Annotated in this window: 22 protein-coding genes; 14 read left to right on the top strand and 8 right to left on the bottom strand. The window is 72.8% G+C overall.

The window, feature by feature from the left end:
• Positions 1-65: 65 nt before the first annotated feature.
• Both lgt and Voc01_RS17465 read left to right on the top strand, forming a co-directional pair.
• Positions 66-1,142, top strand: coding sequence for a prolipoprotein diacylglyceryl transferase (gene lgt, locus Voc01_RS17470; RefSeq protein ID WP_203928498.1), 1,077 nt, complete (start codon positions 66-68; stop codon positions 1,140-1,142).
• Between the two features lie 36 nt (positions 1,143-1,178).
• Positions 1,179-2,309 carry an FAD-dependent oxidoreductase gene (locus tag Voc01_RS17465; RefSeq protein WP_203928578.1) on the top strand — a complete coding sequence of 377 codons (1,131 nt, stop codon included), beginning with the start codon at positions 1,179-1,181 and terminating at the stop codon, positions 2,307-2,309.
• A 336-nt stretch (positions 2,310-2,645) separates the two neighbouring features.
• On the opposite strand, the gene Voc01_RS17460 is transcribed toward Voc01_RS17465, so the two are convergent.
• The gene (locus tag Voc01_RS17460) at positions 2,646-4,139 is read right to left on the bottom strand and encodes an MFS transporter (RefSeq protein ID WP_203928497.1); all 1,494 of its coding nucleotides are present in this window, start codon (positions 4,137-4,139) and stop codon (positions 2,646-2,648) included.
• A gap of 50 nt (positions 4,140-4,189) precedes the next feature.
• On the opposite strand from Voc01_RS17460, the gene bioD reads away from it, so the two are divergent.
• From bioD to Voc01_RS17445, 3 genes are read left to right on the top strand one after another with little or no spacing between them, the layout of a single operon-like run.
• Positions 4,190-4,858: a dethiobiotin synthase gene (gene bioD / locus Voc01_RS17455; RefSeq protein ID WP_203928577.1), complete on the top strand. Its 669-nt coding sequence runs from the start codon at positions 4,190-4,192 to the stop codon at positions 4,856-4,858.
• Positions 4,859-4,873: 15 nt separating this feature from the next.
• Entirely contained in the window at positions 4,874-5,770 is an 897-nt protein-coding gene (locus Voc01_RS17450) for a 2-hydroxyacid dehydrogenase (RefSeq protein WP_203928496.1), read from the top strand.
• Positions 5,771-5,793: 23 nt separating this feature from the next.
• Positions 5,794-7,446, top strand: coding sequence for a DHA2 family efflux MFS transporter permease subunit (locus tag Voc01_RS17445; protein WP_203928495.1), 1,653 nt, complete (start codon positions 5,794-5,796; stop codon positions 7,444-7,446).
• Here the strand turns inward: Voc01_RS17445 and Voc01_RS17440 are convergent.
• Positions 7,382-8,119: a hypothetical protein gene (locus Voc01_RS17440; protein WP_203928494.1), complete on the bottom strand. Its 738-nt coding sequence runs from the start codon at positions 8,117-8,119 to the stop codon at positions 7,382-7,384. The two genes, Voc01_RS17445 and Voc01_RS17440, sit on opposite strands and share 65 nt — an antisense overlap.
• 44 nt (positions 8,120-8,163) lie before the next feature.
• Entirely contained in the window at positions 8,164-8,739 is a 576-nt protein-coding gene (locus tag Voc01_RS17435; protein ID WP_239160277.1) for a M23 family metallopeptidase, read from the bottom strand.
• An 85-nt stretch (positions 8,740-8,824) separates the two neighbouring features.
• Between Voc01_RS17435 and Voc01_RS17430 the strand changes: the two genes are divergently transcribed.
• Together Voc01_RS17430 and Voc01_RS17425 are read left to right on the top strand one after the other, a co-directional pair.
• A complete protein-coding gene (locus tag Voc01_RS17430) occupies positions 8,825-9,586 on the top strand; it encodes a cyclase family protein (protein ID WP_203928492.1) in 762 nt (253 codons plus the stop codon).
• Positions 9,583-11,193, top strand: a complete 1,611-nt coding sequence (locus Voc01_RS17425) for a thiamine pyrophosphate-binding protein (RefSeq protein ID WP_203928491.1) — start codon at positions 9,583-9,585, stop codon at positions 11,191-11,193. Before Voc01_RS17430 ends, Voc01_RS17425 begins: the two co-directional genes overlap by 4 nt.
• On the opposite strand, the gene Voc01_RS17420 is transcribed toward Voc01_RS17425, so the two are convergent.
• Together Voc01_RS17420 and Voc01_RS17415 are read right to left on the bottom strand one after the other, a co-directional pair.
• Complete coding sequence (locus Voc01_RS17420; protein WP_203928490.1) at positions 11,180-11,548, bottom strand: MmcQ/YjbR family DNA-binding protein; 369 nt, start codon at positions 11,546-11,548, stop codon at positions 11,180-11,182. The genes Voc01_RS17425 and Voc01_RS17420 overlap by 14 nt on opposite strands.
• The gene (locus Voc01_RS17415) at positions 11,548-11,913 is read right to left on the bottom strand and encodes a winged helix-turn-helix transcriptional regulator (RefSeq protein WP_203928489.1); all 366 of its coding nucleotides are present in this window, start codon (positions 11,911-11,913) and stop codon (positions 11,548-11,550) included. The genes Voc01_RS17420 and Voc01_RS17415 overlap by 1 nt, the downstream gene beginning before the upstream one ends.
• 89 nt (positions 11,914-12,002) lie before the next feature.
• Between Voc01_RS17415 and Voc01_RS17410 the strand changes: the two genes are divergently transcribed.
• From Voc01_RS17410 to Voc01_RS17395, 4 genes are all read left to right on the top strand, one after another.
• The gene (locus Voc01_RS17410) at positions 12,003-12,839 is read left to right on the top strand and encodes an imine reductase family protein (protein WP_203928488.1); all 837 of its coding nucleotides are present in this window, start codon (positions 12,003-12,005) and stop codon (positions 12,837-12,839) included.
• A complete protein-coding gene (locus Voc01_RS17405) occupies positions 12,836-13,684 on the top strand; it encodes an NAD(P)-dependent oxidoreductase (protein ID WP_239160267.1) in 849 nt (282 codons plus the stop codon). Before Voc01_RS17410 ends, Voc01_RS17405 begins: the two co-directional genes overlap by 4 nt.
• 111 nt (positions 13,685-13,795) lie before the next feature.
• Entirely contained in the window at positions 13,796-14,878 is a 1,083-nt protein-coding gene (locus Voc01_RS17400; protein WP_203928487.1) for a Gfo/Idh/MocA family protein, read from the top strand.
• Positions 14,875-15,384, top strand: coding sequence for a DinB family protein (locus Voc01_RS17395; RefSeq protein ID WP_203928486.1), 510 nt, complete (start codon positions 14,875-14,877; stop codon positions 15,382-15,384). The genes Voc01_RS17400 and Voc01_RS17395 overlap by 4 nt, the downstream gene beginning before the upstream one ends.
• Here the strand turns inward: Voc01_RS17395 and Voc01_RS17390 are convergent.
• Positions 15,378-15,860, bottom strand: a complete 483-nt coding sequence (locus tag Voc01_RS17390; RefSeq protein WP_203928485.1) for a DUF3291 domain-containing protein — start codon at positions 15,858-15,860, stop codon at positions 15,378-15,380. The two genes, Voc01_RS17395 and Voc01_RS17390, sit on opposite strands and share 7 nt — an antisense overlap.
• Positions 15,861-15,935: 75 nt before the next feature.
• Here Voc01_RS17390 and Voc01_RS17385 point away from each other — a divergent pair, with 75 nt between their 5' ends.
• Positions 15,936-16,817: a S41 family peptidase gene (locus Voc01_RS17385; protein WP_203928484.1), complete on the top strand. Its 882-nt coding sequence runs from the start codon at positions 15,936-15,938 to the stop codon at positions 16,815-16,817.
• On the opposite strand, the gene Voc01_RS54650 is transcribed toward Voc01_RS17385, so the two are convergent.
• A complete protein-coding gene (locus tag Voc01_RS54650) occupies positions 16,726-17,097 on the bottom strand; it encodes a DNA alkylation repair protein (RefSeq protein ID WP_373873828.1) in 372 nt (123 codons plus the stop codon). The two genes, Voc01_RS17385 and Voc01_RS54650, sit on opposite strands and share 92 nt — an antisense overlap.
• 163 nt (positions 17,098-17,260) lie before the next feature.
• Here Voc01_RS54650 and Voc01_RS17375 point away from each other — a divergent pair, with 163 nt between their 5' ends.
• Positions 17,261-17,446: a hypothetical protein gene (locus Voc01_RS17375; RefSeq protein ID WP_203928483.1), complete on the top strand. Its 186-nt coding sequence runs from the start codon at positions 17,261-17,263 to the stop codon at positions 17,444-17,446.
• Between the two features lie 9 nt (positions 17,447-17,455).
• Here the strand turns inward: Voc01_RS17375 and Voc01_RS17370 are convergent, their stop codons facing one another.
• The gene (locus Voc01_RS17370; RefSeq protein WP_203928482.1) at positions 17,456-18,394 is read right to left on the bottom strand and encodes a helix-turn-helix transcriptional regulator; all 939 of its coding nucleotides are present in this window, start codon (positions 18,392-18,394) and stop codon (positions 17,456-17,458) included.
• A gap of 50 nt (positions 18,395-18,444) precedes the next feature.
• Here Voc01_RS17370 and Voc01_RS17365 point away from each other — a divergent pair, with 50 nt between their 5' ends.
• Positions 18,445-20,667 (top strand): ATP-binding cassette domain-containing protein, encoded by a 2,223-nt coding sequence (locus tag Voc01_RS17365; RefSeq protein WP_203928481.1) that lies wholly within the window; start codon positions 18,445-18,447, stop codon positions 20,665-20,667.
• Positions 20,668-20,692 lie beyond the last annotated feature (25 nt).

The following is a 20,692-nucleotide window of genomic DNA, read 5'->3' as shown; positions in this document are numbered from 1 at the left end:
AGAACCGCGTTGGACGGCGCACCAGGCCAACAGCGGACCGGCGGTCGGCGGTAGCGTGTGCACCCGTGAACCTCGCCGCCATCCCCAGCCCCTCACAGAGCGTCTGGCACCTGGGGCCGCTGCCGCTGCGTGCCTACGCGATCTGCATCATTCTCGGCATCGTGGCCGCGTGCTGGGTCACGGAGAAGCGCATGCGTGCCCGCGGCGCCCCCCAGTCGCTGGTCCTCGACATCGCGGTCTGGGCGGTGCCGGCCGGCATCATCGGCGCACGCATCTACCACGTGATCACCTCGCCCGGGCCGTACTTCGGCGCCGACGGCGACCCGGTCAAGGCGCTCTACATCTGGGAGGGCGGCCTCGGCATCTGGGGCTCGGTGGCCGGTGGCGCGGTCGGCGCCTGGATCGCGTGCCGGCGGCTGGGCATCCCGCTGTCGTTCGTGGCGGCGTGTCTCGCGCCCGGCCTGCCGCTGGCGCAGGGCATCGGCCGCATCGGCAACTGGTTCAACAACGAGCTGTACGGCGGCGCGACCACGCTGCCGTGGGGCCTGAAGATCTACGAGTTCGACACGGCGGCCGGCAAGGCGGCCACGACGACCACCGGTGAGCCGTCGGTGCTGGGCACCTACCACCCGGCGTTCCTGTACGAGCTGATCTGGGACATCGGGGTGGCGGTGCTCGTCTGGCAGCTCGACAAGCGGTACCGGTTCGGCAAGGGCAAGGCGTTCGCGGTGTACGTCATGGCGTACTGCGTCGGCCGGTTCTGGATCGAGCTGCTGCGTACCGACCCGGCGAACCACATCCTGGGCATGCGGTTGAACAACTGGACCGCGATCCTGGTGTTCCTCGGCGCGCTGGTCTACTTCCTGCGGGTCAAGGGCCCGCAGGAGTACCTGCACGTCGACGAGGACGGCAAGATCACTGTCGTACCGGCGCCGGGCACCTCCTCCTCCACCGACGCTGCCTCTGACGGGGACGCCGACGGCGACGACGACGATTCCGGCGATTCCGGCGATTCCGGCGATTCCGGCGATGATTCCTCCTCCGAGGTCGACCTCACCAAGGAGCCCGACGAACCGGACGCCGAGGGCAAGGAGCCGGATACCGGCGAGAACGAGCCGGCACAGTCACGCCCCGGCACCTAGGTGGCCGCGCGCACGGCGGTGGTCGTCGGGGCCGGCATGTCCGGTCTCGCGGCGGCCGGCGCGCTGGCCCGTACCGGCTGGCGGGTGACGCTGCTCGAACGGGCCGACCGGCTGCGTCCGGGCCGGGCCGCCGTCCTGCTGTGGCCGAACGCGGTGCGGGCACTGCAGTCGCTCGGGCTCGGTGGCGCCGGCGGCGTCGATGCGATCGCCACACCGGTGCCGCCCCTGGGGGTGCGCAGGCCCGACGGCCGCTGGCTGCACGAGCCCGACGGGTCCGCGCCGCCGGTGGTGGCGGTGCACCGGGCCGACCTGCACGACATGCTGGTCGCCGGCCTGAGCGACCAGGTGGAGATCTGCAACGGGGTGACGGTCCGCTCCACGCGGCCGACGAGCAAGCCGCCCGCGGTCAGCGACGGCACCACCACCTGGGAGGCCGACCTCATCGTCGGTGCCGACGGGGCCGACAGCGGGCTGCGCCGCCGGCTGGCACCGGCGTCGACGCTGGTCAGCGGCGGTTATGCGCTGTGGCGGGCGGTGATTCCCTGGTACCGGGTGCCCGACCTGGGTGCGAACCCGGCCGGCGAGCTGATCGGCGACGGCCACCGCTTCAGCTACGCGAGCCTTGGTGACCGTGGCGAGAAGCGCGGCGGCGTCTCCTGGCTGGCGGCGGCTCCGGGCGCGGCCCGTCCCGAGCCGGCGGAGACCCAGCTGACGCTGCTGCGGAGGTGGTTCGCCGGGTGGCATCCGCCGATCGGCGACCTGCTCGCCGCCACCGAGTCGGAGGACCTGGTGCAGGAGACGGTGCGTGACCTGCGTCCGCTGCCCCGGTTCGCGCACTCCGCCGGTCGCGGCGGCTACGTGCTGGTGGGCGATGCCGCGCACGCGATGTCGGCGCACGCCGGTCAGGGCCCGGGCCTGGCGATGGAGGACGCGGCGACCCTGCAGGCCGTCCTCCACGGCGTGGTGCCGGGCGGCTCTCTGGGCGAAGCCCTCGACGACTTCGCACGCCTACGGGCGGCACGCCTGAACCGGATGTCGGCGCACGTCCGCCGGCTCGACGCGGCCCTCCACTCGAGGGGCCGCTTCTCGGTGGGCAGCCGCTTCGCGCCGAGACTCCTCGACCGCGTGGCCGCGGTAGCCGCGGACTGGGATCCGCCGTCCCGCTGACCCCCGTCCCGCGCCCTGCCCGCGCTGCTACGCGCCCTCCACCCGCGCCGCCCCCGCCGTCGCCCGCGCCGCCTACGCACGCCGGCGCTGCCCTGCGTGCCGTCAGCCGCGCCCTCGCCCGCGCCCTCGCCCGCGCCCTGCCGTCACCCGCGCCCTCGCCCGCGCCCTGCCGTCACCCGCGCCCTGACCGCGCCATCACCCGCGTCCCGTCCCCGCCTGTGGCTCCATCCGCGCCGATCTTGCACTTGTGGCCCCCGATAAGTCCGATATAGCGCGAAATAGTGGCGGCCACAACTGCAAGATCGGCGCGGTTGAGGGCGTGCCGGGCGGGGTGGGTCAGCGGGGGGAGGCTTCGTGGGGTTGTAGCTGGGGTGCGTTGAAGCCGCAATGTGTGCACTTCGAGACGTCGACCGGCGCGGTCTCGGCCAGCGGCTCGTCCGTCGGCACCGCCGCCGGTGGTGGCGCTGCCGGGCGGAGCAGGACGGCCGCCAGGACGGCGCCGACCAGGAGCAGGACGGCGCTGATCAGCATCGCCATGCGGAAGCCGGCAGCGAAGCTGTCGGGATCCGTGTAGCCGGCGCCCGACAGGCCCGCCACGACCGGGATCACCGCGACGGCCAGCAGCCCGGCCACCCGGGCGACCGCGTTGTTCACCCCCGACGCCACCCCGGAGTGCCCCGCCGGAGCCGAGCTCAACACGGTCGCCGTGAGCGGGGCGACCAGCGCCGACAGGCCCAGCCCGAACACGATCACGGCGGGCAGGACGTGCGTCACGTAGGAGGCGTCCGGGCCGACGCGCAGCGTCAGTAGGACGCCGGCGGTGGCCAGGAGCAGCCCGCCGATCATGAGCGGACGGGCGCCCACCCGGTCGGCCAGTGCGCCGGCCCGGGCGGACAGCAGCAGCATGAGGACGGTGGTCGGCAGCACAGCGGTTCCGGCGAGCAGCGGCGAGAACCCGGCCACCACCTGCAGGTCGAGCACCAGCAGGAAGAAGAAGACCCCGAGCGCGGCGTAGGTCGCGAAGGTCACCAGGTTGATCGCGGTGAACTGGCGGCTGGCGAACATGTCCAGCGGCACCAGCGGGTGGTCCGACCGCCGCTGCACCAGCACGAACGCCACCAGCAGCACACATCCGACCGCGCACGAGCCCACCACGAGAGCGTCCAGCCCGGAGCCGGCCCGGATCAGCCCGTACGTCAGCAGCCCCAGGCCCGCGGCCCCCAGCACACTTCCCGGAATGTCGATGCGTTTCGGCGCCGTCGGGTCGCTCGACTCGGGCACGTGGCGGGCCGACACGAGCAGCACCACCGCGGCCAGCGGCAGGTTCACCAGGAACACCGCCCGCCAGTTCCACTCGACCAGCCAGCCGCCCGCGAACGGTCCCACCGCGCCCGCGACGCCGCCCAGCGCCGACCACGCCCCGACGGCCCGGTTGCGGTCCGCGGGATCGAAGGTCGCGGCGATGATCGCGAGACTGCCGGGCGTGAGCAGGGCGCCGCCGATGCCCTGCAACGCCCGTCCCAGCGCCAGCAACTCCACGGTGGGCGCGAACCCGCACAGCACCGACGCGACCGCGAACCAGGTCACCCCGATCTGGAACACGCGGCGCCGGCCGTAATGGTCGCCGAGAGATCCGCCCAGGAGGATGAATGCGGCGAGCGTGAGGGTATAGGCGTTGACGACCCACTGCAGCCCGTCGAACCCGGCGCCCAGGTCGGCACCCAGCCGGGGGAGCGCGACGTTGACCACGGTGGCGTCGAGCATCACCAGGCTCGACCCGAGCACCGTGGCCAGAAGCACCCACCGAGCGGGCGCGGTACCCATACGCATGCACGTAACCTACAGATCACCGCCGTTCGAAAGGGTTCCCCGTGGCAGTTCTGCTGGTCACCGGCACAGACGCAGCCGTGGGCAAGACCGTGGTCACCGCGGCGGTGGTGGCCGCGGTGGGCGCGACGGGCGCCAGCGTCGCGGTGCTCAAACCGGCGCAGACCGGCGCGCGGCCGGGGCGCGAGTCGGACGTGGACACGATCCGCCGGCTCGCCGGTCCCGCGCACGCCCGGTCGCTGGCCGAGTACAACGAGCAGCTGCCGCCGCTCGCGGCCGCCCGTGCCACCGGCAAGCCGCCGGTCGCGCTCGACGACGTGCTGCTCGCCGTCGAGGAGTTCGAGGAGAAGCACGACCTGGTGCTGGTCGAGGGCACGGGTGGGCTGCTGGTGCCGATGGGCGAGGGCTGGACCACCGCCGACCTGGCGCAGCAGCTGGGCGGGCTGGCGCTCGTGGTCGCGCCGGCCGAGATCGGCGCCATCAACCACACGGCGCTCACGCTGGAGGCGCTGTCGCACCGCGGCTGCCCGGCGTACGTCGTGATCGGCGCGTGGCCGGCGGCGCCCGACGCGGTCCACCGCATGGTCCTCGCCGACCTTCCCGGCACCCGGGCCGGCGTCGTGCCCGACGGCGCCGTCGGCTGGCCGCCGGAGCGCTTCCGCAAGGCGGCGCCGTCGTGGTTCGCGCCGGGCTTCGCGGCCGCGGTCACCGTCGAGCCGTAGGTTACGGTGACCGACGTGCGTGTCTGGGTTCCGTATTCCGGGGTGGTGGGCCGGTTACCGGCCGGTCTGGCCGTCGACGTGTACGACACCGGCGACGAGCCGCCGTCCACCGTCGACGAGGTCGAGTTCTACGTGGCGCCGTACACGTTCGAGCCGGCGCCGCTCGAGCTGATCAAGCGGATGTCGTCGCTGCGCGTCGTCCAGACCCAGACCGCCGGCTTCGAGCACATGCTGCCGTACCTGCCCGACGGGGTCACGCTGTGCAACGCCGGCGGCGTCCACGACACGAGCACGGCGGAGCTGGCGGTGACGCTCATGCTGGCGTCGCTGCGCGGCATCCCGTCCTTCGTGCACGGCCGCGACCAGCAGGACTGGCGCTTCGGCTGGTACGACGCGCTCGCCGACCGCACGGTGCTGCTGGTCGGCTACGGCGGCATCGGCAAGGCCATCGACCGCCGGCTGGCTGGCTTCGAGGTCGACGTGCTGCGCGTGGCCCGCACCGAGCGCGAGAACGTGCACGACATGGACGAGCTGCCCGACCTGCTGCCCCGCGCCGACGTCGTCGTCGTGTGCGTGCCGCTCACCCCCGACACCCGCGGCCTCGTCGACGCCGAATTCCTGGGCCGCATGCGCGACGGGTCGCTGCTCGTGAACGTGGCGCGCGGCCCGGTCGTCGACACCGACGCGCTGCTCGCCGAGCTGGGCAGCGGTCGCCTGCGCGCGGCCGTCGACGTCACCGACCCGGAGCCGCCGCCGCCCGGTCATCCACTGTGGACGGTGCCCGGCCTGCTGATGAGCCCGCACGTCGGCGGCAGTTCGTCGGCGTTCCGGCCGCGCGTGGAGAAGGTCATCGTCGACCAGGTGCGCCGTTACGCCGCGGGCGAACCGCTGCAGTACGTGGTGCGCTCCTGATCCCCGGCGTACCGTGATCCGGTGTGAGCGATCAGGGGTCCCACACCAACACCGAGCTCAAGCACAGCCCCTGGCTGGTGCTCGTGGTCCTGTGCCTCGGCTTCTTCATGATCCTGCTCGACACCACGATCGTGAACGTCGCGATCCCGGCGATGAGCGACGACCTGAACGCGTCGCTGGCCGACGTGCTGTGGATCCTCAACGCGTACATCCTCGTGTACGCGGTGCTGCTGATCACCGCCGGTCGGCTCGGTGACCTCTACGGCCCCAGGCGGCTGTTCATCGTGGGGCTGGTCGTGTTCACGGCGGCGTCGGCGGCCTGCGGGTTCGCGCAGAACCCCGACCAGCTGATCGCGTTCCGGGTGCTCCAGGGGGTGGGCGGCGCGCTGCTGACCCCGCAGACCCTGACGGCGCTCACGGTGATCTTCCCGCCCGACAAGCGGGGTGCCGCGTTCGGGATCTGGGGCGGGGTCGCCGGTATCGCGACGCTGGCCGGTCCGGTGCTCGGCGGGTGGCTGGTCGACGACTTCGGCTGGCGGTGGATCTTCTTCGTGAACCTGCCGGTGGGCATCCTCGCGCTGGTCGGCGCCGTGATCGTGATGCCCGACCTCAAGCTCAACCGGCGGCACCGCCTCGACTGGGTCGGCACGGTGCTCGTCACCACGGCCCTGTTCCTCATCACGTTCGGGCTGATCGAGGGCCAGTCGCACGACTGGGGCGAGGTGTGGGGGCCGGTGACGATCGTCGAGATCATCGTGGCCGGCGTGGTACTGCTGGTGGTCTTCTTCCTGCACCAGTGGGCGACCCGGGACGGCGAGCCGCTGGTCCCGTACCAGATCTTCCGCGACCGCAACTTCAGCGTGATGAACTACGTGGCCGCCGCGATCGCCTTCGGCATGCTCGGGCTCTTCCTGCCGCTCACGATCTTCCTGCAGTCGGTGCTCGGCCTCACCGCGCTGCAGGCCGGGCTCGCGTTCGCGCCGATGTCGCTGATCTCGATGTTCATCGCGCCGTTCGCCGGGCGGCTCGCCGACCGGACCGGGGGCAAGCTCATCCTGTTCGCCGGGCTGAGCCTGTTCTCGCTGGGCATGGGCATCCTGATCGCGTCGTCGCACGTCGACTCGACCCGGTGGCACCTGCTGCCCGGTCTGGTCGTGGCGGGTGTGGGCCTCGGGCTCACGTTCGCGCCGCTGCAGACCGTGGCGATGCGCAACGTCGAGCCGCGGATGGCCGGCGCGGCGTCCGGGATCATCAACACCACCCGGCAGCTGGGCGGCGTGGTCGGCTCGGCGGCCGTGGGCGCGCTGCTGCAGGCTCAGCTCACCGACAAGCTCGCCGCCGCGGCCCGGTCGCAGACGGCCGGCCTTCCGGCCGAGCAGCGGCAGGAGCTGCTCGGCCGGTTCGGCCAGTCGGCCGGCGACCTCGACATCGGCAACTCGGCCGGCGGCATCACGTTCCCGCCCGGCACGCCGCCGCAGGTGGCCGAACTGGCGACGCGGATCTTCCACACCGGGTTCGTCGACGCCATGCGGGTGACGCTGGTGCTGCCGATCGCGGTGCTGGCCTCGGGTGCGTTGACGGTGCTCCTGGTGCGGCGCCGCAGCGCCGGCTCTACTCCGAGCGAATCATTCGCACCAGAGCCCGGAGGCCCGTCAGTAGTTCCCGGTGGTCGCTGACCCCGTCGAGGGTGGTGTCGACGCGGCGGATGAGGCGGTCGAGGTCGGTGCCGACCTGCGTGCGCACGTGTGCGAGGTCGGCGGTCGCGCGGCGCAGGTCGTCGTCGACCCCGCGCAGCCGGGCGTCGGTCTGCTCGCGCAGCGCGGACAGGGCGGCTTCCAGGTCCTCGACCTGCCGCTTGAGCGTCACCACATCGTCGCGCGGGAACGCGGTCTCCCGTTCCAGGGCCGTGATCCGGTGCCGTAGGTGCGAGAAGTACGCCGACGCCGGGCGCAGCAGCGTCGACAGCAGGAAGAACCCGGCGAGGTAGTACCCGAGCTGCTCGCCCGACACATACGCCACGACGGCGGCCACCACCGCGGTGCCGACGTGTCCGGCGACCGCGAACCGCAGCATCCACCGGGCGATCCGGCGGGCCTCGGCGATCCGCTCGGGCCGCACGGCGATGTCCCGCTCCCGCGAAAGGGCCTGTTCGGCGGCCACGCGCCGCGCGCCGAAGTACAGGTTCCACGGGACCGTCACCAGCACGGCCGCCCACGTCAACGCGGCGACGGCCGCGCCGACCGTCCACAGCACCTCGGGCGGCACGCCCGCGAGCCGTCCGAGCCACGCGAACAGCAACGTCGTACCGGCCGCCATGACGACGACCAACCACCACCGGGCCACGTTCATGCCGTCCAGCCTCGGCCACCGGCCGGTGCGGCGGATCCGCCGGGCTACTCAACCGGCCCTGAGTACCCGCAGTTGCCGCTCGTGCGGGTCACCGTGTACTCGCGGTCGTCGGTCGTGATGCCCGACGGCTGGCCGTCGAACCAGGTCTCGACCTTCCGCATCCCGCGGCGCTGCTCGAAGTGCAGGTGCGGGGCGCCGGAGTCGCCGGTGCTGCCGACCCTGCCGAGCTGCTGCCCCGTCTCCACGCGGTCGCCCTCCTCGACCATCGGCGGCTCGAGCAGGTGCAGGTACTGCGTCTCCCAGCGGCCGCCGTGGTCGATCTTCACCCAGTACCCGCCGCCGCGGCCGCGTGGACCCTGCGGGTCGTCGGGCGTCCGGCCGCCCAGGGACCCGTTGACGCCCGCCGCGGTCACCTCGCCGGCGTACGAGGCGAGCACCGGGCGTCCCCACGCCTGCCCTTCGGTGGGGAACAGGTCGACGTCGAAGTCGTCGTGGCCCGGGTACGTGCCCAGCTGCCAGGTCTCGCCGCAGGCGACCGGTAGCTGGAAGGCCGGGCGCGGACCGGGTGGGCGCAGCAGCTGCACGGCGACGACGACGGCGGTCACCGCCACGGCGAGCACGCATGTGACGACGGCCGTCCACACGACGCGGCCCCGGGTGATCTTCACCCGTTCGAGGGTGCCAGACCGGTGCTAGCGTCCCACCATGCCCGTACTCCAGGATCTGGTGGCCGCGCTCGGCGACGGCACCATCGAGGTAGTGGACCTCACCGCACCGCTGTCGGCGGAGACGCCGATCCTCGCGCTCCCGGAGCAGTTCGGTCAGACGTGGCCGTTCGCGCTCACCGAGATCAGCCGCTACGACGACCGCGGCCCGGCCTGGTACTGGAACAACGTCACCACCGGCGAGCACACGGGCACGCACTTCGACGCCCCGATCCACTGGGTCACCGGGCGCGACGCCGACGACGTCGCGCAGGTTCCCGCGTCCAAGCTGATCGCCAGCGCGGTGGTGATCGACCGCACCGCCGACGCCGCGGAAAATCCCGACTTCCTCCTCGAAATCTCCCACATTCGGGAGTGGGAGGCCGAGAACGGGCCGCTGCCGGCCGGCGGCTGGCTGCTCTACCGCACCGGGTGGGACGCCCGGGGCGACGACGCGGAGGCGTTCACCAACGCCGGCGCCACCCCGGGCATCTCGGTCGAGTGCGCGAAGTGGCTCGCCGAGGAGTCGCCGATCCTGGGCCTGGGCGTGGAGACCGTCGGCACCGACGCCGGTGCGGCGCACTCGTTCGACCCGCCGTTCCCGTGCCACTCGTTCCTGCTCGGCAACGACAGGTACGGGCTCACCCAGCTGCGCAACCTCTCCCGGCTGCCCGCGACCGGCGCTGTGGTCGTCGCCGGGCCACTGCCGATCGTCGGCGGGTCGGGCAGCCCGTGCCGGGTGCTCGCGCTCGTCGAGCGGTGACCACCGTTTCGGAGGTCGTCGGGCGCGTGCTGGCCGCGCACGGGGTGGAGCACGCGTTCGGCGTCGTCGGCAGCGGCAACTTCCACGTGACGAACGCGCTCGTCGCCGGCGGCGCCACGTTCGTCGCGGCCGCCCACGAGGCCGGCGCCGCCACGATGGCCGACGCGTACGCCCGCACCTCGGGCCGGGTCGGCGTCCTGTCGGTGCACCAGGGTCCCGGGGTCACGAACGCGGTCACCGGGATCGCGGAGGCGGCGAAGAGCCACACGCCGCTGCTGGTCCTCGCGCCGGAGGCCACCGCACAGCGGTCGAACTTCTTCATCGACCTGCGTGCGCTCGCCGCCTCCGTGGGCGCGCGCTTCGAGCGGGTGCGGGCCGGGCGCGCGGCCGAGGACGTCACGGCCGCGTACCGCGCGGCCCTGCGGGGCACCTGCGTCGTGCTGGGGCTGCCGCTCGACGTGCAGGCCGCCGACGGCCGCCTCTCGGTGCCGGACCTGCCGGAGCCGCTACCGGATCCGGCGCCCGCCGTGGATGGTCTGGTCGCGGCGGTGCGGGCCGCCGAGCGTCCGGTGTTCATCGCGGGACGCGGTGCGCGCGGCGCCCGGGAACCGTTGGTACGGCTGGCCGACCGGTGCGGCGCGCTGCTCGCGGTCTCGGCCGCGGCGAAAGGGCTGTTCGCCGGTGATCCGTGGAACCTCGACGTCTCGGGCGGGTTCGCGACCCCGCTCACCGTCGAGCTGATCGGCGACGCCGATCTGGTGGTGGCGTGGGGCAGCACGTTGAACATGTGGACCACGCGGCACCAGCGGATCATCGGTCCACACGCGACGGTCGGGCAGGTCGACCGCGACCCGACCGCGCTGGGCGTCAACCGTCCCGTGGACCTGGCGCTGTGCGGCGACGTGGAGTCGGTGGCCGCCGCCGCCGACCTGGCGTTGGATCCCTGGCGTGGCAACGGTTACCGGTCTGCCGACGTGCGCTCCCGCATCGCCACCGAGGGCCGCTGGCGGGATGTGTCCTATGTGGACGACTCGACGGCCGACCGGATCGATCCGCGCACGGTGAGCATCGCGCTCGACGACCTGCTACCGGAGTCCCGGACGCTCGCGGTCGACTCCGGCAACTTCATGGGGTACCCGGCGATGTTCCTGTCGGTGCCCGACGTCACCGGGTTCTGCTTCACGCAGGGGTTCCAGTCGGTCGGGCTGGGGCTGGCCAGCGCGCTCGGCGCCGCGGTCGCCCGTCCCGACCGGCTCACGGTCGCGGCGCTGGGTGACGGTGGCTTCCTCATGTCGGCCGCGGAACTGGTCACCGCGGTGCGGCTCGGGCTGCCGCTGCTCGTCGTGGTCTACAACGACGCCGCGTACGGCGCCGAGGTGCACCACTTCCAGGGCCATCCGCTGGAGACCGTGACGTTCCCGGACACGGACCTCGCCGCGATCGGCCGCGGGTACGGCTGCGACGCCGTGACGGTGCGCGCCGCCTCCGACCTCGGCGGCGTCCGCGACTGGCTGGCGGGTACCCGGTCGACGCCGATGGTGGTCGACGCGAAGGTGACCGCGGAGCGCGGTTCGTGGTGGCTGGAGGAGGCGTTCAGGGGCCACTGAACCCCTCGGCCAGCTCGGCCGGTGCCCGCATCCGCCAGGCGTCGGTGACCAGTTCGCGCAGGCGCTCACCGTCCACTTCGGACAGTCGCACCATGACGAGCGGGAAGCCGTCGTACCCCGTGTCGGTGAAGAAGATCCCGGGCTCGCCGAGCAGCAGCGCCTGCTTCTCGGCCTCGTCGCCGACGTACAGCACCGCGATGTCGGTGCGGATCACCCGCGGCTTCCCCGGCAGCCGCTCGGGGTAGGACCAGACGAACCCCTTATTGCCGACGCGGAAGTCGAAGCCCTCGGAGTCGATCTCGACCACGTGGGGCAGCGACAACGCGAGGCGGCGCACGTCGTCGGCGTCGACCATCAGCCCGCCCCGGCGATCCGCGCGCTGTCTTTCCCGACGAGCCTCTCGCGGCGCCGGGTGCCCCAGGCGCCCAAGGGGCGCAGCGCCTCGTTGAGGGACCGGCCGTCGTCGGTGAGGGAGTACTCGACGCGGGGCGGCACCTCGCGGTAGATCTCGCGGTGCACCAGCCCGTCCTCCTCCATCTCGCGCAGGTGCTGCACGAGCATCTTCTCGCTGACGCCGGGGAGCCCGCGGCGCAGCTCACCGAACCGGCGGGCGCCGTGGTGGTGCAGCTCCCACAGGATCAGCGACTTCCACTTGCCCGACACCACGTCCATCGCGGCGTCGATGCCGCAGATGTAGGGACCGCGCCGTGCGCCCGTCATCCCGCCCTCCCTCACTTACGTCCCGGTAAGTACCGCACTAATTAGTGGGTACTTGCCGCCACGAATGTACCTGGCGAACGATCAGAGGCATGACCACGTTCCTGGGCCTGGGCGAGATGGGACGCGCACTCGCGACCGTCGGCGGTGCGGCCACCGTGTGGAACCGCACGCCGAAGGCGTTTCCCGGTGCCGCGGTCGCCGCCACCGTCGAGGAGGCGGTGGCCGGCACGGGGCTGATCGTCGCGTGCCTGTTCGACCTCACGTCCGTCCACGATGTACTCGACCCGGTGGTGGACGGCCTCGACGGCCGGACGCTGCTCAACCTCACGACCACGACGCCGCGCGAGTCCCGTGACCTCGCCGCGTGGGCGGCCGGCCACGGCGTCACCTACCTCGACGGCGCCATCATGGCGGTGCCGGAGATGATCGGCGGGCCGGGATCGGCGGTGCTCTACAGCGGTGACGCCGCCGCGTTCGAGGCGCACCGGCCGCTGCTCGACCGGTGGGGCACGGCCACGTTCCTCGGCACCGACGCCGGCGCCGCCGCGCTGTACGACATGGCGATGCTCACCGGCATGTACACGATGTTCGCCGGTTTCCTGCACGGCGCGGCGATGGTCGCCGCCGACGGCGGGTCGGTGACCGGGTTCGCGGCGATGCAGGCGCCGTTCCTGGCCGCGATGACCAACGGTCTCGCCGGGTTCGCGTCCACTGTGGACACACGTGACTACGGCGGGCCGGGCCAGCAGAGCCTGGCCTTCACCGACACCGCGCTCGCGGCGCTGCTCGCGGCGAGCGCGGAGCAGGGCGTCGACCCGCGCGTGCTCACGCCCGTGCGCGAACTGGTCCGGCGACAGATCGACGCGGGGTTCGGTGCGCAGGGCACCGCCCGCATCTTCGAGGAGCTTTCGGGGGGCAACAGGTGAACGTCACAGTGATCGGGCTCGGCCCGATGGGTCGCGCGATGACCGTCGCGCTGCTGCGCGGCGGCCACGCGGTCACCGTCTGGAACCGCACGCCGGGACGTGCGGACGGGCTGGGCGCGACGCTCGCGCCGACCCCGCACGCCGCCGTGGGCGCGAGCGACCTGACGATCCTGAGCCTCACCGACTACGCGGCCATGTACGACATCCTCGCCGGCGTCGGGCTGACCGGCCGCACGGTCGTGAACCTGAGCTCCGACACCCCGACCGCGTCGCGTGAGGCGTCCGAGTGGGTGGCGGCGCGAGGCGCCGACTTCCTCACCGGCGGCGTGATGGTGCCCGCCCCCGCGGTCGGTGGGCCGGGCGCGTACGCGTTCTACAGTGGACAGCGCGCGGTGTTCGAACGCGCCGAACCGGTGCTGCGGCTGATCGGCGACACCCGGTACCTGGGCGCCGATCCCGGGCTGGCGCAGCTGTTCTACCAGGCGCACCTGGACGTGTTCCTCACGGCCCTGTCGGGGATCCTGCACGCCACCGCGCTCGTCGCCGCCGCGGGGGTGGCGCCGGCCGAGTTCCTGCCCGGCGCGCTGGAGACGCTGACCGACATCCCCGCGATGGTCGGCGACGGCGCGGCGCTGGCCGCCCAGTTGGACGCCGGGGTGCATCCGGGCGACCTCAGCACGGCGCTGATGATGGGTGCCACGGCGGAGCACATCCTGCGCACGAGCGAGAAGGCCGGCGTCGACCCCGGCCTGCCGCGGGCGGTGCTGTCGCACTACGAGCGGGCCATCGCCGCCGGGCACGGCCGGAGCAACTGGACGGCGCTCTACGAGGTCATGAGGTCCTGACTCCGGCGGCGCCGTGTGGGTTGTCAAGGCTTGACCTCGACGGCGCTCTATGAGGTTCGTCTACGCGTAACCCGACGGCGCTACCGGGGGTCAGCAGGGCATAGTGGCGGGATGGGAGAACCTCATCGGATCGGCATCGTCGGGCTCGGCGTCATTTCGCGCGCGTACCTCGATACGCTCGCCCACCATCCCGCGGTGCGCGTCACGGCGGTGGCCGACCTGGACCCGGCGCGGTCGGAGGCTGTCGCCGCCGTCGTCGAGCATGCCGAGTCGATGCCGGTCGACCGGTTGCTGGCGAGCCCCGACGTCGACGCGGTGCTGAACCTGACGATCCCGGCGGCCCACGTCGACATCGACCTCGGCGCCATCGGCAACGGCAAGGACGTCTACTCGGAGAAGCCGCTGGCGGTCACGTTCGACGACGCGCGGCGGGTGCTCGATGCCGCCACCGCGGCCGGCGTGCGGGTCGGTTGCGCTCCCGACACGGTGCTCGGCACCGGAACGCAGACCGCGCGCGCCGCGATCGACGCCGGTCGCATCGGCCGCCCGCTCGCCGCGACGGCCACCATGGTGACGCCGGGGCACGAGCGCTGGCACCCCGATCCCGACTTCTACTACCGGCCGGGTGGCGGGCCGCTGCTCGACATGGGTCCCTACTACATCACGTCGCTGGTGCACCTGCTCGGGCCGGTGCGCGCGGTGGTCGGCGCCGGTAGCCGGCTGCGCGGCGAGCGGGTCATCGGTTCCGGTCCGCGGGCGGGTGAGCGGATCGCGGTGGAGGTCGACAGCCACGTGACCGGTGTGCTGTACCACGAGGGTGGCGCGCTGTCGACGGTCACGACGACCTTCGACGGCGTGGCGACGACGGCCGCGCCGATCGAGGTGCACGGCGAGGCCGGCACCCTGAGGGTGCCCGACCCCAACCGGTTCGACGGTTCCCCGGCCGTGTTCGAGCTCGGCTCGTCGGCCTGGGAGCCGCTGTCACCGCTGGCCGGGTACGTCGACAGCGGCCGCGGGGTGGGACTGCTCGACTTCCTCGCCGGTCCCGCGCGCGCGAGCGGCGACGTCGCCCTGCACGTGCTCGAGGTGATGACCGCGATGCTGCGCTCGGCCGGGGAGGGCCGCCGGATCGACCTGACGACGACGGTCGAGCGCCCGGCCGCGGTCCCGCTGACCCCGGTGGGGGAGTGGTGACCCCGCCCCGGGAACGCCCGCCGTTCGTCGCCGACGAACGCACGCAGCTCGTCGGCTGGTACGACCTGCAACGGTCCATCGTCGCCTGGAAGTGCGAGGGCCTCTCCGACGAGGACGCCCGCCGGTCCGTGATCCCCACCTCGCCGCTGCTGACGGCGGCCGGCGTCGTGTCGCACCTGCGCTGGACCGAGCACCTGTGGTTCGAGGTGCTGTTCCTGGGCGGCAGCTCCGACGGCAACCCCCAGTTCGACGAGGGTTACGCCGACTGGCACACCGCGGACACGCCCCTGTCGACCCTCCTCGACGGGTACGCGGACCAGTGCACCCGCAGCAACGAGATCATCGCCGCCCACGACCTGGACAGCCCCGGCCGTCATCCCGACCACCGCTCGGCGGCGGCAAGCCTCCGCTGGATGATCATCCACATGATCGAGGAGACCGCCCGGCACGCCGGCCACCTCGACACGGTGCGCGAGCTCGTGGACGGGAGGAAGGGGTACTACTGATCCCTGCCCTCTCGCGCGTGGGTTACGGGTGGGCGGCCCTCGGTGCGTCCGGACGGATCGAACCGCCGCCGGACGCCGAACGCCCGCGGGGTCGGGCCGTGGCGACGCAGGTGCGCGAGGCGGGCGAGCGCCTGCTCCAGCGTCGGACGGGCCGCGTCGGCGACCCACCACAACGCCGTCGACGGCTGCGGCGTGGGCAGGAACCAGCGCTGCCGCTCCTTGACGAACGCCCCGTGGCGGCTGCGGTAGACGAATGCGTGCAGATCCCGGTACGTGCGCCAGACCGAGACGTTGACGACCTGCCCGCCGCTCGTCGCCGGCCGGTGGCCGCCGCCCGGGTCTCGCAGCCGCCACACGAAGCCGCGGCTCTCCTCGGCCATCCGGTACACAGGGTCGAGCGCGGCGACAAAGCCTCCCATCCGCGGGTCGTCCATGTCCGCGCGCATCAGTGCGACGTTCACCTGCGCGAGGAGCATGGCGACCACGCCAGTTCGCCGTCGGCGCAACCGCTCCCGGCGTCCGGTGCTGTTCCGGTGCTCTACGGTCGACCGGTGACCACCATCGGGACCGTCGTCGGCCGGCTCGTCACCTGGATCGACCGGCTCATGCCGCCCGGTCCCCGCCGCGACGCCCTGACGGGCGAGCTCGCCACCCATTTCGGCGACGACGACTCACCGGTCACGCCGGCCGGGTGCGCCGAGGTCGAACGCCGCGCCTGGACGGTGTCGCGGCACGTCGCCCTCATCCACGAACCCGCCTCTCCTGCCGACCTCCCGGACGGATCCTCCCCGCCGCCGGAGAACGACCGTGAGCCCGCGTGGCCGCCGCCGGACCCCGCGGACGTCCGGCGGCGCGCCGGAGGTGTCACCGAGGTCCGCCGCCTTTCCGACGGCACCGGCCTGGTCCGGGTGGACAGCCTCGACGCCGTCGGACTGGCCCAGCCCTACCTGGACGCCGCGTTCACCATGCTGCGCGGTGCCGAGCGGATCGTCCTCGACCTGCGCGCCAACGGCGGTGGCGATCCGGCGACCGTCGCGCTGATCGCCGGCTGGCTGCTCGGCGACACGTCGGTCAAGCTCTCCGACGTCGTCTACCGGACCCACACCCGCCAGTGGTGGACCCCCGACCGCCCCCCGGGAACCGCCCTGCGGCAGGACGCGTGGGTACTCGTCGGGCCGGGCACGTTCTCGTCGGGGGAGGCACTCGCGTACCACCTGCGGAGCCACGGCCGCGTCACGGTGGTCGGTACGACGACGCCCGGAGCCGCCGACCACGTGCTACCGGTGCGGCTCGCTCCCACGGTGCTCGCCCACGTACCGAACGCCTCCGTCGTCGACGCCGTCAGCGGCGGCAACTGGGAGGGCTCCGGGGTGGCGCCCGATGTGGAGTGCCCGCCGGAACGGGCGCTGGACGTGGCCTGTCAGCTCTCCTGATCGGTGAACGCGGAGTCGGATCCCGGGTGTGCATGGTGGCCGCGTGCTCGCTGAGGAATACGACGAGCCACCCGGCGTCGACCCTGCCGATCTCACGCGGCGCCGTGCCGATCGGCTTGTCGGCCAGCGCCAGCGGATCGTCGATGTCGCTCTGCCGGATGAGCCAGAACGCCGCGGTGCGCCGTCGCCAGATGTCGGCGGAGGCGGCGAGGTCGAACTGCGGCGCCCGTGACGTGTCCAGCAGGTACCACCCGACGACCCGCGGCGCGGAGCGGTCGATGTGGTCCCAGGTGTCCAGCCGGTCGTGCCGCTGTGTCGAAGATGTGCTTCATGCCCACGCCGAGGGCGGTCGAGGCCAGGTCGCTCACGCGGGTCTCCCCGGGTGCGGTGTCGTGCCGTCGGCGGAGCCGCGACGAGTGGCTGGCGCCAGCAGACCCGCGCGCATGGGGTGGGGCAGCGACGCCGGCCTGCTGCCCACCGAGAAGGTGCCGGCGATGCGCGAGGTCAACGCGTTGGCGGCCGGCTCCTGGGACGCGGACATCGTGCCCGAGCTCGTTACGACCGGTTTCATCTTCGGCTGGGTCGACACCGTGCAGGACGTCCTCGACGCCTGGGCGCCCGCGCGATGACCCGTCCGGCTACCGGCTGAGGCGGCGGCCGAACCGCTCGAGCGCCTCCCGGACGGCCACCGGTTCCTCCACGGTGAAGTCCGCGTCCAGGAAGGCGAGGCCCAGCACCAGCCACTGCCACGAGTCGAGCCTGATGACCGCCCGGGTTCCGGAGTCCGGGGCGGGGGTCAGCTCGACGTCGTGGTGGCGCAGCGCGTCGGCCACCGCGGCCGGTGGGGCGTCGATGGTCAGGACGACACGGTCGCGGAGGCGGTCGAAGCCACGGAGGAGGTAGTCGGTGCCGCTGTCGGCGGGCAGCGGTCGTGGGGTGAAGGTCGTCGTGAGGCGGTCGAGCCCGGTGACCCGGTCGGTGCGGAAGACGCGCCAGTCGGTGCGGTCGGTGTCCCAGGCGAGGAGGTACCAGCGCATCGCGCGGTGGATCTGCCGGTGGGGTTCCACGCGCCGGGTCGCGCCGCGGTAGTCGAACGTGACGACCTGGTGGTGGTGGATCGCGGTGGCGAGAGTTCCGACGGTGCCGGCGCTGGTGGCGGGGGCGAGGGTCGGGCCGGCCTCCAGGCTCGCGCGCACGGCGGCGGCGTGGGGGCGTAGGCGTGCCGGGAGGTACTGGTCGACCTTGGCGTAGGCGCGGGCGGCGGCGTCCTCGAAGGTGTCCGGAGGAGGGGAGGCAGAGGCTGCGGAGCCCAGGAGTGCCAGTCCCAGGAGGGTGGCTACGGCTTCGTCGTCGTCGAGGAGGAGAGGGGGCATTGCCCTGCCGGACGCCAGGCGGTAGTAGCCGCCGGGGCCGGGTTGGGTTTCGACCGGGTAGCCGTAGCCGCGGAGGCGGTCGACGTCACGGCGGAGGGTGCGGGGGCTCACCCGCAGCCGGGCGGCGAGTTCGTCGCCGGGAAAGGGTCGGCCGGTCTGCAGTTCGGCCAGGAGGGCCAGTGTCCGCTCGGTCACATCCGCCATGGGGTTGATTGTGGCCAGGTTCCGGCCACATCTGCACGTACGGTTCGGGGATGGGCGAGCGCAGCATCCGGATCCGGGGAGCACGCACCAACAACCTGCGGTCGGTCGACGTCGACGTGCCGCGCAACCGGGTGGTGGTGTTCGTCGGGCGGTCGGGGTCGGGAAAGTCGTCGCTGGTGTTCGACACGATCGCGGCCGAGGCGGGGTATCAGCTCAACGAGACGTTTCCGCCCTTCACGCGGAACCGGCTGCCGTCGTGGAGCCGGCCCGACGTGGCGGGGATCGACGGGTTGTCGCCGGTGGTGGTCATCGACCAGCGGCGCATCGGTGGGAACGCGCGCAGCACCGTGGGCACCATCACCGACACCTGGACGTACCTGCGGCTGCTGTTCTCCCGGGTGGGCACGCCGCACGTGGGGGAGTCGAACCGCTTCTCGTTCAACGACCCCGCGGGGATGTGCCCCACCTGCCAGGGTCTCGGGCAGAAGGTGGTCAGCGCCGTCGACAGGTTCCTCGACCTGGACCGGTCGCTGAAGGACGGCGCGATCCTGCTGCCCGGGTTCGGCGACGGACGGTACTGGTACGCCCGGTACGCCGACATCGGCACGTTCGACGCCGACACCCCGCTGCGCGACTGGACGCAACAGGAACGCGACGCCCTCCTGTACGGCGGCGAGCAGGCGCGACGCCTGGGGACGGAGAAGAACTACGAGGGCATCGTCGAGCGGTTCGAACGGATCCACCTCCACACGTCCGACAACCTGTCGCAGCGCAAGCAGGAGACCATCGCCCGCTTCACGCGGTCGGCCGACTGCCCCGACTGCGGTGGAGACCGGCTCAACGCGGCGAGCCGCGCCGTCACCGTGCACGGGCACACGATCGGCGCGCTGTCACGCATGGAGATCTCCGAGCTCGGCGACGAGATCAGGGGAGTCACCGACGCGACCGTCGCGCCCGTGGTGGCGGCGCTCACCGAGCGCCTCGACGCCATCGACCGGATCGGGCTCGGCTACCTCCACCTCGGCCGCGCCACCACGACCCTGTCCGGCGGCGAGTCGCAGCGCATCAGGACCGTGCGGCACCTGGGGAACAGCCTCGTCGAGATGCTGTACGTCTTCGACGAGCCCACCGTCGGGCTGCACCCGCACGACGTCGAGGCGATGACCGCGCTCCTGGAGCAACTGCGCGACAAGGGCAACAGCGTCGTCGTGGTCGAGCACGATCCGGCGGTCATGGCCGTCGCCGACCGGGTCGTGGAACTGGGACCGGGAGCAGGCGACCGCGGTGGCCGGCTCGTCTTCCAGGGGACGTTCGACGAGCTCCGGCGGGCAGGCACGCCGACCGCGGAGGCACTCGCGCGCCGCCGGTCCACAAAGGACACACCGCGGACGGCGACCGGCGCGGTGACGGTGACCGACGCCCACCGCAACAACCTCCGGAACGTCACCGTCGACATCCCGACCGGGGTCCTGACCGTGCTCACCGGCGTGGCCGGCTCCGGTAAGTCGAGCCTGGCGGCGGAGCTGGTCGCGCGGCACGACGCCGTGGTCATCGACCAGAAGCCGGTCGGCACCAGCAGGCGGTCGACGCCGGTCACGTACACCGGGGTGGCCGGACCGCTGCGGAAGCTGTTCGCCCGGCACAGCGGTGTGCCGGAGCGCCTGTTCAGCGCCAACTCCGGGGGCGGCTGTCCCGACTGCGGCGGCCTCGGCACCGTCCGCACCGATCTGGCCTTCATGGACGGCCAGGAGACGGTCTGCGAGACCTGCCACGGGCGGCGGTTCACGCCGGAGGTGCTGCGGCACACGGTCGCGGGACTGTCCATTGCGGACGTCGACGAGCTGACCGTCGCCGAGGCGCTCGACCGGATCCCGGACGCCGACGTCGCGCACCGGGTACGCCAGCTCGACGAGGTCGGCCTCGGGTACCTCCGGCTCGGCCAGCCGCTGTCGACGCTGTCGGGTGGGGAGTGCCAGCGGCTCAAGGTGGCCCGGGAACTGCGTGACGCCGACCGGGCCACGCTGTACGTGCTCGACGAGCCCACCACCGGGCTGCACCTCAGCGACATCGACACCCTGCTCGGCGTGCTCGACCGGCTGGTCGACCGGGGTCACACGGTGGTGGTCATCGAGCACAACCTCGACATCGTCCGGCAGGCCGACTGGCTCATCGACCTGGGTCCCGGGCCCGGCCGGCACGGTGGCCGGGTCCTGTTCCAGGGTCACGTCACGGACATCACCGGCACCGCGACCGCCAGGGCCCTCGCCGCCTGACCGAGAACGGCCCGCGCCCCGGAAA

Source organism: Virgisporangium ochraceum, assembly GCF_016863655.1.
GTDB classification, from domain to species: domain Bacteria; phylum Actinomycetota; class Actinomycetes; order Mycobacteriales; family Micromonosporaceae; genus Virgisporangium; species Virgisporangium ochraceum.
Note: the sequence above shows the minus strand (reverse complement) of the source record. Positions and strands in the feature narration are given on the sequence as shown.

Coding starts and splice junctions, on each gene's coding strand:
- Voc01_RS17400 (WP_203928487.1), top strand. CDS start 13,796: ATGGGAGAACCTCATCGGATCGGCATCGTCGGGCTCGGCGTCATTTCG.
- Voc01_RS17420 (WP_203928490.1), bottom strand. CDS start 11,548: ATGGTCGACGCCGACGACGTGCGCCGCCTCGCGTTGTCGCTGCCCCAC.
- Voc01_RS17410 (WP_203928488.1), top strand. CDS start 12,003: ATGACCACGTTCCTGGGCCTGGGCGAGATGGGACGCGCACTCGCGACC.
- Voc01_RS17415 (WP_203928489.1), bottom strand. CDS start 11,913: ATGACGGGCGCACGGCGCGGTCCCTACATCTGCGGCATCGACGCCGCG.
- Voc01_RS17430 (WP_203928492.1), top strand. CDS start 8,825: ATGCCCGTACTCCAGGATCTGGTGGCCGCGCTCGGCGACGGCACCATC.
- Voc01_RS17370 (WP_203928482.1), bottom strand. CDS start 18,394: ATGGCGGATGTGACCGAGCGGACACTGGCCCTCCTGGCCGAACTGCAG.
- Voc01_RS17365 (WP_203928481.1), top strand. CDS start 18,445: ATGGGCGAGCGCAGCATCCGGATCCGGGGAGCACGCACCAACAACCTG.
- Voc01_RS17440 (WP_203928494.1), bottom strand. CDS start 8,119: ATGAACGTGGCCCGGTGGTGGTTGGTCGTCGTCATGGCGGCCGGTACG.
- Voc01_RS17465 (WP_203928578.1), top strand. CDS start 1,179: ATGTCCGGTCTCGCGGCGGCCGGCGCGCTGGCCCGTACCGGCTGGCGG.
- Voc01_RS17460 (WP_203928497.1), bottom strand. CDS start 4,139: ATGCGTATGGGTACCGCGCCCGCTCGGTGGGTGCTTCTGGCCACGGTG.
- Voc01_RS17390 (WP_203928485.1), bottom strand. CDS start 15,860: ATGCTCCTCGCGCAGGTGAACGTCGCACTGATGCGCGCGGACATGGAC.
- Voc01_RS17375 (WP_203928483.1), top strand. CDS start 17,261: ATGGGGTGGGGCAGCGACGCCGGCCTGCTGCCCACCGAGAAGGTGCCG.